We start from the raw sequence: 15,941 nt of genomic DNA, 5'->3' as shown, positions 1-15,941 counted from the left end.
TAAACATTTGATACTTGTCTATTCACATAAACTTACTCAACGTTTAAAATATGTTTTTAATGTAATATTTAAAGACATTTTAAAGACTGAACTTACCTTCACTTCCAACATTGAAGAGTTTGAAGATAGCGATTTACCAAAAATTAATTATAGCACTCAAAAATTAAATTCAGGACTTTATTTCCAATCATCGCAATTTTTATTTGAAACAGGAATTAAAGAGCAAAACATAACTATTAATACCTACAAAGATTATCCCTGTTTTTTTAGTGTTGGTAAAGATTCTACATTTCCTTTTGATGTATTTGCAGCAAGTTTTTATTTAGTTAGCAGATATGAAGAATACTTACCACAAATAAGAGATCATCATGATAGATTCACAGCTAAGGAAAGCCTAGCATTTCAAAATGGCTTTTTAAAAATACCTTTAGTTAATATTTGGGCAAATTATATTGGATCAAGTATTACTGAATCATTTCCTGATTTAAAATTTCCTGAACTAAAATTTAAATACACTTCTTCAATTGATATTGATAATGCTTTTGCTTATAAACACAAAGGGTTTTTAAGAATAGTAGGAGGACTTTTAAAATCCTTTCTTAAAGGAAATGACTTTAAGGAGCGTTTAAATGTTTTATTAAAAAAAGAGCAAGATCCTTACGATACTTTTACTTATCAGTTTGAAATTCATAAAAAGCATAATGTAAAGCCTATTTATTTTTTCTTATTAGGAGATTATGCTTTAAACGATAAAAATATACCAGTAAAAAATAAAAGCTTTCAATCGTTAATAAAATCAATATCCGATTATTACGAAGTTGGAATTCATCCATCCTACTCTTCTAATAATGATGTAAATATTTTAACAAAAGAAATTAATCGATTACAATCTATAACGCATCGTAACATTAATAAAAGTCGACAACACTTTTTAAAACTTAGCCTGCCTTATACTTATCGAAATTTAATTGATAATGATATTACACATGATTATACAATGGGTTATTCAGGTCAAGCAGGATTTAGAGCAAGTATTTGTTCTCCATATAAATTCTATGATTTAGATAATGAATCTCCAACAGATTTAACTATTCACCCTTTCGCAGTAATGGAAGCAACTTATAAATATTATCTGGAAAAAAAGCCTGAAGAAGCTTTAAAAGATATTTTAGAACTAATGAATTCTGTTAAAAATGTTAATGGAACATTTATTAGTGTATGGCATAATGAATCGCTATCGAATAATGGAATTTGGAATGGTTGGAGAATGGTATATGAAGAAATGTTAAAAGAAGCAACAAATTAGAAAATCTATGGAAATCGTTAATTTAGGTAAGACAAACTCTATTTTCAACCAATATATTGCTGAAATAAGAGATGAGAACATACAAAAAGATAGTATGCGTTTTAGACGAAACTGTGAACGTATGGGTGAAATATTTGCTTATGAAATTAGTAAACGCCTTGATTATGTAGATCAAGAAATAACTACTCCATTAGGAAATTCTAATATTAATTTATTATTTGAACAACCAGTACTTACTACAATTTTAAGAGCTGGTTTACCTGTACATCAAGGTTTTTTAAATTACTTTGATAAAGCCGAAAATGCTTTTGTTTCTGCATACAGAAAGCATCATAAAGACGGCTCTTTTGATATAGAATTAGAATACTTAGCTAGTCCAGATTTAAATGATAAAACTATTATTCTTTCTGACCCAATGTTGGCATCAGGATCTTCTATCGTTGTTACATACAAGGCATTATTAGAAAAAGGAAATCCAAAAAAAATACATATAGCAATTTTAATCGCTAGTAGACAAGGCTTAGAATACGTTAAAAGGTTTTTACCTGAAAACACTACCATTTGGGTTGGTGCAATTGATGAAGAGCTTACTGCTCAATCATACATCGTTCCAGGATTAGGTGATGCTGGTGATTTAGCTTATGGTCCTAAAGAATAAAAAATGACTCTATTTTTTGAAATATTATTACTACTTCTATTTAGTGCTACTAAATTTTTATTTGCAGTAGGATATATGCTTACAGATAAAGGGTATAGTTATTCTTTTACCGTTATTACTTTAATTATCGGAGGTAGCCTAGGTGTTTTTATTTTTACTTTTTTTAGTGATTGGCTGAACAAACTAATTAATAGATTTATAAAACCAAAGCCATCAAAAAAAGTGTTTACTCGAAAAAATAGATTTATCGTTAAAATAAAATCTAAATATGGCTTGTATGGAATTGCTTTTTTATCACCTATAGTATTTTCAATTCCTATTGGGTGCTTCTTAGCTTCTCGATTTTATAATTCCCACAAAAAGAATATAACAGCTATGCTAATTGCTGTATTTTTTTGGTCACTAGTTTTGCCCTTAATAAAAGTTTATTGGTAAAACTAATCTAAACTCTTTTTATTGAAAATAACATATCCAAAGTGGAATAAAAAGCTCCAGTTATCAGTAGCTCTATCATAATAATTTAAGTTTAAAGCAATTGGTCCTATTGGGGTATAATAGACTAATGATGAGGAGGCCATATATTGTGTATTCGTCCACTCTTTACTATAATATGCTTTTTGATTAACATCTGATAAAATATTTTGATAAGGTTGAAATGCATAACCTTCAAGCCTAAGTTGAAACTTATTAAAAAGGTAATAAATATTTTTAACTCCAAAAGCTATGTAGCTATGTGCTCTTAAATTTTGATTAAATACTGTTCTATTTTCTGTAAAAGGCTGGAAATCTGGTGATGCTAAAAGTGTTGCGGTGTAATTACTAAAAAATGGTTGATTTGAATAAACACCTTCTCCAAAAAGCCCAAATCTTACATTATGCTTTACGTTAAAATATTGTTCATAAGAGACCTTTATTTGCCCCCACTCAATATTATTTTCTATCGTTTCTGTATTATTAGATGTAGATCCAAAAATGGTTTCTTCTTTTCCTTTAACGTACTTATAATTAATTGCAAAAAAACTTCCTTCTGAGGAGTATTGTTTTCTATTTAACGAATTTCTTTCATATTTAATTCCACCTAATATATTTGTAAAGTGAGTTTCATCTGTAGTATCAGTCGATAGGAAATTTTTTGTTTGATAATACTCGTTGGTAAAATCTCCTGTTGATCCTTCAAAAACTAATTTTCCTTTATAAAATACAGGTAACCCAATTTCAGTCTTTGCATACATGTCATTATTAACTAAAAAGGAAGGTTTTTTATCTTCAAAAAAAACATTGTTACTCTTATAATAATCCCAATTACCCATATTAAATGTATTCTTCCAATAAAAAGGTATTACAAAAGGAATATCAAGTCTAAATCCAGTTTGTATTGAGTTATGAAATCTTCCAAAATAAGTATTTGCCAAAAAAGTCAAAGCAGCCTTATCTAATAAGTTATACTGAAGCCCTATAAACCCTTCACTTATTGGCCTAGAAGAAATTAATCCGCCAACAGAAACAAACAAATCTTTTTCCTTTTTAGCATTTAGCTTTAATGTATAATACCCCGATGTATCATTAAATTGAACTTCAGGACGAATCGACTTAATTTTATCATCAGATAATAACTTAATATACTCAGGCTTTAATTTTTCTGGTGAAATCGTTTTATTTTTTAATCGTAGTGAATTTTTTATATAACTATTTTGATTTACTTTCAATCCATCAACAACAACTTTATTAATTATAAAATTTGGCAACTCTTTTTTATATTGATCTCTCTTATTAATAGTTTCTGATTTAGATCTGTAATCTTTAACTTCTTTTCGAATTTCAACTATTTTAGAAACAGTTGCATCGTACCCTATTTTTATTAATTTTTCATTATTGTCAAAATTGAAAGTAGCATTATCTGTTACATTAGGTTCTATCATTAGCCCTTTGCCTTCCGGTATAACATACTTAGTATCATTTGTAACAATTGTTTTAATTTGAGAAACGATATTATCTTCATGTGGCTTCTCAAAATTGAATGAAACATTACTACCAATTATAAAATCTGGATTAAAATCTTCTTCCATAACATTTGCCGGAAAGTTATTATATAGCCCCCCATCAAATAGCAGCATATCATTATATGTAACAGGTTTTAAATAAAATGGATAAGCCATCGATGCTCTAACAGCAGTGGTTAATTTCCCATTAGAAAAAACTATTTCTTTTTTTGATATAATATCAGATGCTACGCATCTAAAAGGAATAAATAAATTATTAAAATCTTCTTTAGCATAAGTTGTAGAGGGGGAAAAAAATGAAAGTAATCCGTAATTAATTGTGCTGGATGAAACTAAGTTTGTAGGTAAATTAAATTCCCAAAGTGTATCTGTAGAAAGTTTTAATGTTATAAGAGACGCATCATCTTCCTTCTTTCTTAAATAATAAGAATAATTATTATCTACGCTTCCAGTTGTCCAATTTTGAAATTCATCAGATAAGAAAAATGCTTCTATTTCTTCTGGTGAGTAACCTGTAGCATATAAAGCACCAACAAGAGCTCCCATCGAAGTACCGGTAATATAATCTATTGGAATCCCATATTCTTCTAATGCCTTAATAACACCAACATGCGTTATTCCACTAGAGCCTCCCCCACTCAATACCAAACCTACCTTCTGAGCAGATAAACTTATTGTTGAAAACACAATAAATAGAGGTACTAATATATTTTTAAGACTAAAAATGATTCGCTTTTTTAATTTAGCCGAAGTTAAGAGATTTTATCGTTCAAGTCAATAAAGTATTTTACTGATTTTAAGAGTCTTGAACCATACCATGAAAACATTTCTCCATCAACTAATAAAACTTTAGAACTAGGACATAATTCTTTAAACTTTTTAATGTCTTTTTCTTTAAAAGGATAGGGTTCTGAGGATAAAAAAATAAAATCAGGATTTAGTTTCTGTAATTGTGTTTCGCTTACTTCTGGATATCTATTTCCTAAATCAATGTGTTTAAAACCACTCCTATTTAACATATCATTTATAAAAGTATTCGACCCAATGGTCATATATGGATTTTGCCAGATAAAATACAACACTTTATTTTTCTTATGTTCAATTGATTTTAATTTTAAAAAATCACTTTTTATCTTATGTATAATTTCTTTTGCTCTAATATCAGTTTTCGTAATCTTACCTGTAGTTTCTATCATGTTTAAGCTATCTTCTAAATTGTAAATATCAGAAGTGTAAACTGGATATATTTTTTGTAATTCTTCAATTTCTGATTGAGTATTCTCTTCTTTGTTGGCTATAATTAAATCAGGCTTTAAAGCTTTTATTTTTTTATAATTTACTGTTTTTGTACCCCCAATCCTGTTTTTTGAGTTAAACCATTTGCTAGGATGTATGCAAAATTTTGTAATACCAACAACTTCCTCATCCAAACCTAAATCAAATAATAATTCTGTTTGTGATGGTACTAAAGATATAATTCGTTTAGGAGTTGTTTCCAACTCAAATTTGTGATTGATTTGATCTGTAACTAACATTTTATTACTAAAATATTTTTAGTGTTCTTCTCAATTTTAAAAGTATCATTTATACGATACCCAACTACCCAGATAATTTTATTTTTTTGAGTTAATACTTTTATATTCTGCTTTGTTAAAACATCTATTTTATTATCAATAAAAAAGTCACTTAGTTTCTTTTTCCCTTTCATTCCTAAAGGCTGAAAAGTATCTCCTTCTTTCCAATTTCTTAATACTAAAGGAAATTTTATTTTATTTTCATCCAAATAAGCATAATTGCTAGATTTATTGATTTTGATGCCTTTATCATTACAATAAACCTCAACAAAAAAACCATTTTTACTTAATTCATCAATATTGTGTATGATTATTTCTTTATTGCTTTCTATACTAATTTCTGATAATACTAGCTTATCTCTGTCCTTTAGGATTTGATGAGTTTTACTCAAAAATATTTTACCTGATTGCTCATCAAATGCATCTATAATATTATTGAAATCAGTACCATTAAATCCAAAATCTTTTAGAAAATAATATAAATAAGTTATGCTATTTTTTAAGCTTTTTAACTTACTAATATCAAACAAAATTCTATTTCCATTTTGCTCAGTACATTTTTTAAATTCTTCTTGAATTTTTTCGGCTAAAATAAATTCTGTGCTAGCTATATAATTAGCTGTTTGATTTAAGTTCTCAATTAAGTTTGGATTTATATTTTCCAATAGAGGAATAACATCTAATCGAACAAAATTTCGTGTGTATTTATTATTTTGATTGGATTTATCTTCACGATATTCAATATTATTTTTGGCGACATAATCTTCTATCTGCTCTCTCGTAAAATCCAATAGCGGTCGAATTATTTTACCTGATTTTTTATTAATACCATGTAAACCAGACAAACCAGTTCCTTTTGTTAAATTTATTAGCATTGTTTCTGCAACATCATTTTTATGATGTGCTGTTGCTATATAATCTATATCATGTTTTAGTCTAATCTCTTCAAACCAATCATATCTTAACTTACGAGCTGCCATTTGAATAGAAATTTTATTCTTTTCTGCAAACTCTGTTGTATTGAATGATTTGGAAAAAAAAAGAATATTATTTTGTTCAGAAATTACTTTTACAAATTGTTCATCAGCATCAGATTCTGCTCCACGTAAATTAAAGTTACAATGTGCTACCGAAATATTAAAACCTGCTTTGTAAAACAAATCAAGCATAGCCATAGAATCTTTACCTCCGCTTACGGTTAATAAGATTTTAGCTGAATTACTAAACAGATTAGATTTTTTAATATGGTTGATAAAATCTGTTAACATAGTACTGCAAACATTGCTTTAGCTTTTAAAAGACATTCTTCATATTCTTTTTCGGGATCTGACAAAATGGTGATTGCTCCACCTACAAAAAATGATAAATAATCAGTTTTTTGATTATACAAAATACTTCTAATTACTACATTAAAATCAAAGTTTCCTAATGAGTCAATATAGCCAACCGCCCCAGAATATAATCCTCTCTTGGCTGTTTCATATTCTTCAATTAATTCCATTGCTCTAACTTTTGGAGCTCCTGTCATAGAGCCCATAGGGAAAGTCGCTTTTAAAATTTCGTTAAAATCTGTATTATCCTTTATTTCAGCTTTAACAGTTGATATCATTTGATGAACTTGAGGAAATGTATAAATACCACATAATTCATCAACATGAACCGTATTTTTATTTGCAATTTTAGCAAGATCATTTCTTACCAAATCTACAATCATAATATTCTCACTTCTTTCTTTTTTATCTTTTAGCAATTCTTGTTTTAATTGCTCGTCTTCTGCCTTATTTTCTCCTCGCTTTATTGTTCCTTTTATTGGTTGAGAAAATATTTTATTTCCTTCTTTTTTTATAAATCTTTCAGGAGAAGCTGATAATAAATAATTGCCGTTATGTTTTACATAACAAGAAAAAGGTGTTGGAGACTTTTCATTTAATTTAAAGTAAATATCAATTGGGTTTATGGATACATGCTCAGCATAAAATTCTTGGCAAAAATTAACTTCATAAATATCTCCTTGCTGAATGTGTCGCTTTAATTTATTTATTTTTTCAATATAGCTAGTCTTACTTATACGTGGTGTTATTTTTATGTTTTGCTTAACTGCTGTTTTTACATCAACTTTAATAATTTCATCAATTATTTTTGACACATGCAATTTAGAATATAAACCATCATCATAAAAAAGTTCTAACTCATTTTCAGAAATTAAAAACAATAATTCTGGAGTAAAAAAGTGTTTTTCAGGAAAAGAAACATTACAAGTGTTTTTAGAGCTTAATTTGGGTTCAACTTTATTCTTGTAATCGTAACTTATAAAACCAAATTGCCAATCTTTTAAATCTAAATTATTGGTTTTAGCTACTGCAATTAAGTTGCTATCATTATTATTAGAATTTAAAAATATTACATTTTCGAACTCCTGAAAATAATACAATACCTGTTGTTGAAACTTTTCTCTCTCTGTAATTCTTGAAATAAAACTTTCCAAAAGTTTAAGCTTTTAACTGCTTATCTAAAATAGCTAAACCTTCCTCAAAAGAGCATGGTGAATATTCTAAGTCAGAATAAGCTTTATCTAAAATAAAACCTGTTCTAGGAGGTCTTTTTGCTGCTTGGTTTAACGATGAAGATTTTATTGGTGAAATAATCGATTTATCCAATCCATAAAAATCAGCAACTCTATTTACCAATTCTATAATACTCATTACATCTTTACCCGAAATATGATAGATACCAGTTGCTTGCTTTTCAGCAATTAACCAACATCCCATAGCTAAATCTTCGGCTAAAGTTGGTGAACGGAATTGATCATCTACTATTGTTAAAGGATTTCCTTTTTCTAAAGCTTCTTTTGCCCACAAAACGATGTTAGAACGACTCATGTCTTCAACCATACCATACACAATTATAGTACGAGCTATACTCCACTTTGTTTTTGCTTTTTGTACTAATTTTTCAGCTTCATATTTCGTCTCTCCATAGTAACTTAAAGGATTAGGAGTGTCAGACTCTTTATAAGGCCCATTTTCGCCATCAAATATAAAATCAGTAGAAAGATGTATATAGTGTGATTGATGTTTCTCAGCGGCTTTTATTTGATATTTTACTGCATTTACATTTAAATCCCAACACAACTCTTTATCTGATTCACAGGCATCAACATTTGTCATTGCTGCTGTATTAATAACCGTATCTGGAATGAATTCGTCAAATATGGCTTCAACTTCTAATTGATTTGTAATGTCAAGACTTTTATAGCTATAACCCGATTGATTAGAAATCCTGTTCCCACCTTTTGATGTTGCTAAAAGCTCAATTCCATCTTTATTTGCTAATAGTTTTACCAGTTTTTGGCCAAGTAACCCATTGCTTCCTGTAATTAAAATCTTCATTAATAAAGAACTTATTATTGTTTTAAAATATTCTTTTGAGTGGTAATATCTCTAAAGGCTGTAATTTGATTTTCAGTACCTAAAACAAATATTTTAGCTTTAGGCATTATTATCGTATCGGGAGATGGGTTAATAATATACTCTCCTTCAGGTGTTCTAAAACCTACAATATTTGCACCAGATTTATCTCTTATTCCTAATTCACGAATGGTTTTATTCTGAAATTCTTCAGGTAAATTTTCAAATGTTATTTCTTCTAAATTGTTAGAATCAGCTCCTTGCCCCATAACATAATCCATAAATTCAATAACATCTGGTTTTATAACTAACGAAGCCATATGTGCTCCCCCAATTTTATCAGGCATTATTACATTATCAGCCCCAGCTCTTCTTAATTTCTTATCAGAATTTTCTTCAGAAGCTCTGGTGATAATTAATAAATTTGGGTTCATTTCTCTTGCAGTTAATACCACAAACATATTATCTGCATCCTTAGGTAAAGTTGTAATTAAAGCTTTTGCTCGACTTATCCCTGCTCTCTCAAGAGTTTTTTCTAAGGTTGCATCTCCTTCTATAAAAGGAATTTGATGATTTTCTCGTAATTCAGATAAAATATTTTGATCTTGCTCTACCAAAACATAATCTTTATGGTGTGCTTTTAATTCTGCAACAGCTTGCTTTCCATTTCTACCGTAGCCACAAATAATTGTATGATTTGAAATTTTATCCACTTTTTTATTTACCCTTAAATCTTTAAAATAATTTTTAAACTCTCCTCCTAAAACATAAAATGTAATTGAAGTTACTGCATACGCAAAAGTACCAAAGCTAAAGATAATTAAAAAAGCGGTAAATATTCTTCCGTCTGTAGATAAAGGTCGAACTTCATTAAAACCGACAGTAGAAACTGTTATAATTGTCATATAAAAAGCTTCACCTAAAGAGTAATTCTCTATAATTCTAAAGCCAAATACACCAATTAAAATTATGATTACCAATAACGATAACGCATAATATATCTTCTTAAAGTGCTTAAAATTTAACATTGATATTACTTAGATATCCCAAATAGTTTTTCTTTTACTTAACTTAAGATATTCTTTATGTTCAAGAATAAATGCCATAATTAAGTAGATAATTATTGGAGATCCAAATGTAAGAAAGGAAGTATATATAAAAAACAATCTGATTCGAGAGATTTTTAACTGCAACTTTTCGCCCCACCATTCACATACGCCAAAAGCATGTTTCTCAAAAAAAGATGAAATTTTACGTATCATTAATTTGATTGTTTTAATAGTTTATTTCCAATACTGCAATTTAAACATTTTTTTTTAGAACAATAATTATTCTTTAATTCTATTAAAGCTTGAGATTGCAAAGCATTATTCGCATTTATTTTTAATGCTTTCCAATTAAGAATAATGCTATTATTCTCTGATTTTAATTCCTCTAACCAGTTTAATGATTTTACAACAATATCTTCGTTATTTATTGTTTTTCCATATAAAAAAGTTACCGGGATTATCACATTAATTATGAGATTGTTAATAGTTTGAGCTCCAAGTTTTTTTTGATTTTCTTGTTTTGATTTAGATTCAAAATTAAAATGGTTGTCCCAAAAAGAACTAGCAGAAACGGAAAGTATATCCTGAATTTCTTTCAATTTTTTAGCATTCAAAAATTGATTAAACATTCTTGGATTTAGCGTAATTAATTGTGCTAGTTGAGCAATTCTAATTGTTGGAAAATTATAAGGGCGTAATCTTAAAAACTTCCAAACACTATGATTTAAAGGTGTTAATTGAAATTTAATTTTTAGAAAATCATACTCTTTTTTTAATTTTAAATAGTACTCCTCTTCTTTATTCTCGTTTAAAAAACCTGCTTGCCCAAAGAGTATTGCTTCAATACTTAATCTATTTCGATGTTTTTCTAAAATATTAAGTGGTGTATTTTTGGCTAATAATTCAAATGGTAAAGCATTAACTTTAAGACCAAAATATTTAAATAATAGTTGATAAAAAGTGCTTTCCCAATCGTTGTTATTTTGAAAATGAACACCCTTAATTTCTTCCGATTTTCGCTCTAATCTTTCATAAGCTAATCGTTCTAGCCATGAATTAATTGTAAAAGAATCTACAATCCCTATTTGATTTGCACATGGAACCCAAGATTTAGATTGATTTAAACTTTGATAGTTCTCAATAACATTATCAGCTATAAGATATTTTAACTCTATGGTTGGTATAACTTGCTTTTTGCTATTTAAAATTTCCTCATCATTTTCATACACCACATGTAATATTACATTGTCGTAAGATGAGTCATTTGGTGTTTATGTTTATTCCAATCTGATGATTTTAAATGAATTTCAACATTACCAACCCAAACTGTCTCATTTATTTTAATTTGAGCATTAAAAAAGTCGGGACCTGCATCTGTATTATGCTGTCCCGACTTAATTACTTGAACCTCTTCGTGATGTTCTGTTTTTAAATTGTTTGAGTTAAACAATTTAAAATTCCAGATATAATGAAGAAAATCTTCTTTCATATTTTAAGCAAAATCTTCAAAATCATTATCCTTTTTTTTCACCCCTTTTTTATAATCTTTCCCCTGAGTAGTTTTTGTAATGGTATCAGCAGCTATTAAACTCGATTGTATTTGAGTTTGTAAATCACCAACTGTTCCTGGTGAATAAGGAACAAAAATAGTATTTACTCCTTGGTCTGCTAAACGACTAATGGTATCATAATGTTGAGTCATAAATAACATGTTCATTACTTGTTGCCCCGTAACATCAGCTTCCATTGCTCCTTTTACTTGCTCTACAGATTGCTTCATACCATTTGCTATTGCAATACGTTGGTCAGCAATACCAACACCTTGTAATTTTTTACTTTCAGCTTCTGCTTCTGCAGCAGCAACTACTTTAATTTTTTCAGCTTCAGCATACTCTCTTGCTGCTTCTTTTAATCGTTTTGCAGCATTAATTTCATTCATTGCATGTTTAACCTTTTGGTCAGGGTCAATATCAGTAATTAAGGCTTTAATTATTGCAAAACCGTATTCTTCCATCGTATCTGCTAATTCCACCTGAACTGCTTTAGCAATTTTATCTTTTTCACTAAAAACGTCATCCAAAAGCATATTTGGTACTTCAGAACGGATAGAATCAAAAACATAAGACTGAATTTGACGAGCAGGATTATCAAATTTATAGAAAGAAGTAGAAATACCTTCTTGTGTTTCTACCACGTAATATTGAACAGAAATAATTAAACGAACAAAAACATCATCTTTAGTTTTAGTTTCTACTTCTACTGGCAACTCCATTACTTTTAGATTAACTACTCCAGCTTTTTTGTCAATAATTGGAATTTTTAGATTAAACCCAGAACGAGCTACTCTGTTAAATTTTCCTAATCGCTCAATAATTACTGCTGTTTTTTGTTTTACAATAAAAAAAGCTCCAAAAACAAACAATATTGCAAATACTATAAATATTGTTCTTCCTATAAAAAATGATGCTACTGGTTCCATATTATATTAATTTAAATTGTTCTAACAAGATAGCCATTTCTTTTTGAATTTTCATAGCTTCATTTCTCGATTTTTCAGCAAAACTTTCATCATTTCCAGCATAAATAATTCCTCGGGATGAGTTGATTAGTAATCCACAATCTTTATTCATACCATATTTACACACTTCACTTAACTCGCCACCTTGAGCACCAACACCAGGAACTAATAAAAAATTATCTGGTGCTAAATCTCTAATTTCAGAAAACATTTCTGGACGAGTAGCTCCAACTACAAACATTAAATTTTCGTCATTCCCCCATTTTTGTGACTTTTGAATTACTTTTTCAAAAAGTCTTTGATCGCCAGAATTAAAAAACTGAAAATCGTCAGCGCCTTTATTTGAAGTTAAAGCTAAAAGTATAACCCATTTATTTTTAAATTCTAAAAATGGAGTTACTGAGTCTTCTCCCATATAAGGCGCAACTGTAATTGAATCAAAATTAAACGTTTCAAAAAATGCTTGAGCATACATTTTAGAAGTGTTTCCAATATCTCCTCTCTTTGCATCAGCAATGGTAAATATGTTTTTTGGAATATAGTCTATAGTTTTTTGCAACGATTCCCAACCTTTTACTCCATAAGCTTCATAAAAAGCAATGTTTGGTTTATAAGCTACACATAAATCTTTTGTAGCATCAATAATTTGTTTATTAAACTCAAAAATAGGGTCTTCAAACTCCAATAAATGTTTTGGGATTTTATTTATATCTGCATCTAAACCAACGCATAAAAATGACTTTTTTTCTTTGATTTGATTGATAAGCTCTTTTTTGTTCATTTACTATTTTATTAAAAATCTATTCTAATTTTTTATAATCACGCATTTGTTTGGTTGGTTCAATAATATCATATCCCTTCCAAATATTATCATTAAATTGATCTACATAAATTATTTTAAAATAATCCTTTTGATTATAATTAACATAAGTTTGATTACTAATCTTTTTATTATCAAGTACTAATAATTCAAAAGAGCTCTCTTCTCTAGAACGCATATTTAACCTTACTTTAATCTCATTCAATTCTTTATCAACCAAAAAGCGTTTCTTTTTCTTCAAAAGTGAAACATTCCTATCAAAACTAACTTTATTACCTGCTTTTTGAGCATAATATTTTAATTGATAAGTACCTTCATTTTTCTCAAAATAAATCGAAATCTCTAATTGATTTAAAGTATATCCGACACCAAACATTTGAATATTTGTTCCCGTTTTTCCAATATCATATTTAAAATCAGCTTTTACTAAAGCATATGTGTCTATTGCGATATAAACTTTACCTATTAACTCCCCATTTTTTTTAGGTTTAAATTCTATAATAAAAACATCCTCTCCGTTAACTTTTGTACCTCCTACTAACGTATATTCATAATTACTAGTATGGTGTAAAAAATCCCATTTCTTTTTATCATCTAAGAGTCCTTTAAAACGAGAATCTAATCTTTTTGCATAAGAATTAACATTCAAATTATTTTTATAAAACTCACTCAAAGAATCTAAATTGGAACCTGAAGAAGAACCATTTACATCAACTTTACCTCCTATTATTCCACTTTTAACCTTCCAGTACTCATTTTCTTTGGTGTTAGAAAACATTTTAGTAAATAATTTTTCTAATTGGTCTAAGTCTGCAACACTTTTATCTTTAAGGCTAACAACTTTAATTGGATTAAGTTTTATACTATCTTTTGAGTTATTAGACATATATATATATCCTAAAAAATCAGTATATGATATTGATTGTTTTGGGATTTTTTCCTCTAATATTTCAGTCATCTTCTCATCCAACTGAGCAAATGAACTTTTTTTAAAATTAATCTCAATTTTATCAACGTTTGAAATGTATCGTTGTCGAATAAACAACTGTTTTTTTGAATCGATGCGTTTATAATTAGCATCTTTATTCTTTAATACATTTTTTACAATATCTTCTGCATTATGATTATTAGCAAAAACAAAAAATTCGTTTAAACTAATTATTTCCTCCTTCAAATAAACAGATTGTCCATTTGTCAAATCATTTACGGAAATATTTTTTTGTTCATAGCCAATATAATGAAAGCCCAGCGAATCTGAACTATGAACATCTTTTATAGAAAAAAATCCTTTTTCATTAGTTGTAACCCCCTTGTTTTCTCCTATAACTATTACATTAGCATAAGGAAGTGGAGCTAAAGTAATTTCATCAAGAAGTAAACCTGAAATACTTTTGATTAAGGATGCTTCATCATTTTTTGATTGCGCTATACTGCAAAGATTCAGAACTATAAAAAGAAAAGAAGTATAAAGTTTTTTATTCCACATTAGATTCTTCTCTTTAAATTATTTATTATTCTAGAATTTAAATTATTCGATTCCTGCTTTTAATTTTTCAGTATTTTCTGCAATCTTAAGTGCATCAATAACAGCGTCAATATCACCTCCCATTACTCCATCCAGATTATAAAGTGTTAGACCTATTCTATGATCAGTAACTCTACCCTGAGGATAATTATAAGTTCTTATTTTTGCAGATCTATCTCCTGTAGAAACTTGTGATTTACGTTCTGCAGCTCTTTCTTGTTCTTTTTTAATTATCTCAGCTTCATAAAGTCTAGAACGAAGAACTTTCATAGCTATCTCCATGTTTTTTATTTGAGATCTTCCTTCTTGACACTCAACAACTACTCCAGTAGGAATATGTGTTAATCGTACTGCCGATTCAGTTTTATTTACGTGCTGACCACCTGCTCCTGATGAGCGATAAGTATCTTTCTTTATATCATCTTTTCTGATTTCAATATCTACTTCTTCAGCTTCAGGTAAAACTGCAACTGTAACAGCAGATGTATGAACTCTTCCTTGAGATTCTGTTTGAGGTACCCGCTGAACACGATGCACACCAGATTCAAACTTCATAACACTATAAATATCTTCCCCTTCAATTGAAAAAGAAACCTCCTTGTAGCCTCCGGCTGTTCCTTCGTTTACTGTTAAGACTTCACTTTTCCAACCTCTTTTATCAATATAACGAGAATACATTTTGTATAAATCTCCAACAAATATACTTGCTTCATCTCCTCCTGCACCAGCTCTAATTTCTACTATAACATTCTTAGAGTCTTCTTCGTCTTTAGGAATTAATAATACTTTTATTTCTTCCTCCATCTTCTCTTTTTCAGGAAGTAACTCATCAAGTTCTTGTTTAGCCATATCAACAAATTCCCTATCAGTCTCTGTTTCTATTACTTCTTTTGAATTTTCTATATTTCCAAGTATATTTTTATACTTATTTAAAGCATCTACAATCAGTTGTAAGTCTTTGTATTCTTTATTCAGCTTTACATATCGTTTCATATCATTAATCACTTCTGGATCAACAATTTGCTCACTTACTTGCTCATAACGAATGTTAATTGCTTCTAACTTATTTAATAAATCACTCATT

14 protein-coding genes and 1 pseudogene are annotated in these 15,941 nt (G+C 28.6%); 3 read left to right on the top strand and 12 right to left on the bottom strand.

What is annotated here, in order from left to right:
* The first annotated feature begins 7 nt into the window (after positions 1-7).
* From FRY74_RS07240 to FRY74_RS07230, 3 genes are read left to right on the top strand one after another with little or no spacing between them, the layout of a single operon-like run.
* A complete protein-coding gene (locus FRY74_RS07240; protein WP_147100044.1) occupies positions 8-1,306 on the top strand; it encodes a polysaccharide deacetylase family protein in 1,299 nt (432 codons plus the stop codon).
* Positions 1,307-1,313: 7 nt separating this feature from the next.
* A complete protein-coding gene (upp, locus tag FRY74_RS07235) occupies positions 1,314-1,964 on the top strand; it encodes a uracil phosphoribosyltransferase (protein WP_147100042.1) in 651 nt (216 codons plus the stop codon).
* Positions 1,965-1,967: 3 nt separating this feature from the next.
* Positions 1,968-2,399 (top strand): hypothetical protein, encoded by a 432-nt coding sequence (locus FRY74_RS07230; RefSeq protein ID WP_147100041.1) that lies wholly within the window; start codon positions 1,968-1,970, stop codon positions 2,397-2,399.
* Between the two features lie 2 nt (positions 2,400-2,401).
* Here FRY74_RS07230 and FRY74_RS07225 read toward each other — a convergent pair whose 3' ends face one another.
* From FRY74_RS07225 to prfA, 12 genes and pseudogenes are all read right to left on the bottom strand, one after another.
* A complete protein-coding gene (locus tag FRY74_RS07225; protein ID WP_170227977.1) occupies positions 2,402-4,651 on the bottom strand; it encodes a patatin-like phospholipase family protein in 2,250 nt (749 codons plus the stop codon).
* A gap of 65 nt (positions 4,652-4,716) precedes the next feature.
* On the bottom strand, positions 4,717-5,499 hold the full coding sequence (locus tag FRY74_RS07220) for an ABC transporter substrate-binding protein (RefSeq protein ID WP_147100037.1): 783 nt from the start codon (positions 5,497-5,499) through the stop codon (positions 4,717-4,719).
* Positions 5,493-6,806: a tRNA lysidine(34) synthetase TilS gene (tilS, locus tag FRY74_RS07215; RefSeq protein ID WP_147100036.1), complete on the bottom strand. Its 1,314-nt coding sequence runs from the start codon at positions 6,804-6,806 to the stop codon at positions 5,493-5,495. Before tilS ends, FRY74_RS07220 begins: the two co-directional genes overlap by 7 nt.
* Complete coding sequence (pabB, locus tag FRY74_RS07210; RefSeq protein WP_147100035.1) at positions 6,800-8,023, bottom strand: aminodeoxychorismate synthase component I; 1,224 nt, start codon at positions 8,021-8,023, stop codon at positions 6,800-6,802. Before pabB ends, tilS begins: the two co-directional genes overlap by 7 nt.
* 4 nt (positions 8,024-8,027) lie before the next feature.
* Positions 8,028-8,927 carry an SDR family oxidoreductase gene (locus tag FRY74_RS07205; protein ID WP_147100033.1) on the bottom strand — a complete coding sequence of 300 codons (900 nt, stop codon included), beginning with the start codon at positions 8,925-8,927 and terminating at the stop codon, positions 8,028-8,030.
* A gap of 14 nt (positions 8,928-8,941) precedes the next feature.
* Positions 8,942-9,973 carry a potassium channel family protein gene (locus FRY74_RS07200; protein ID WP_147100032.1) on the bottom strand — a complete coding sequence of 344 codons (1,032 nt, stop codon included), beginning with the start codon at positions 9,971-9,973 and terminating at the stop codon, positions 8,942-8,944.
* Positions 9,974-9,982: 9 nt separating this feature from the next.
* Positions 9,983-10,207 carry a PspC family transcriptional regulator gene (locus tag FRY74_RS07195; protein WP_223265846.1) on the bottom strand — a complete coding sequence of 75 codons (225 nt, stop codon included), beginning with the start codon at positions 10,205-10,207 and terminating at the stop codon, positions 9,983-9,985.
* Positions 10,207-11,483: pseudogene (locus tag FRY74_RS07190) on the bottom strand (DUF2851 family protein). The gene FRY74_RS07195 and the pseudogene FRY74_RS07190 overlap by 1 nt, the downstream one beginning before the upstream one ends.
* A gap of 3 nt (positions 11,484-11,486) precedes the next feature.
* On the bottom strand, positions 11,487-12,473 hold the full coding sequence (locus tag FRY74_RS07180) for an SPFH domain-containing protein (RefSeq protein ID WP_147100028.1): 987 nt from the start codon (positions 12,471-12,473) through the stop codon (positions 11,487-11,489).
* Between the two features lies 1 nt (position 12,474).
* Entirely contained in the window at positions 12,475-13,293 is an 819-nt protein-coding gene (gene pyrF, locus FRY74_RS07175; protein ID WP_147100027.1) for an orotidine-5'-phosphate decarboxylase, read from the bottom strand.
* A gap of 19 nt (positions 13,294-13,312) precedes the next feature.
* Complete coding sequence (locus tag FRY74_RS07170; RefSeq protein WP_147100025.1) at positions 13,313-14,818, bottom strand: carboxypeptidase-like regulatory domain-containing protein; 1,506 nt, start codon at positions 14,816-14,818, stop codon at positions 13,313-13,315.
* Positions 14,819-14,860: 42 nt separating this feature from the next.
* Complete coding sequence (gene prfA, locus FRY74_RS07165) at positions 14,861-15,940, bottom strand: peptide chain release factor 1 (RefSeq protein WP_147100023.1); 1,080 nt, start codon at positions 15,938-15,940, stop codon at positions 14,861-14,863.
* Position 15,941: the final 1 nt, after the last annotated feature.

The sequence above is a fragment of the Vicingus serpentipes genome (genome assembly GCF_007993035.1).
GTDB lineage: Bacteria > Bacteroidota > Bacteroidia > Flavobacteriales_E > Vicingaceae > Vicingus > Vicingus serpentipes.
This window is presented reverse-complemented; position numbering and strand designations above follow the sequence as displayed.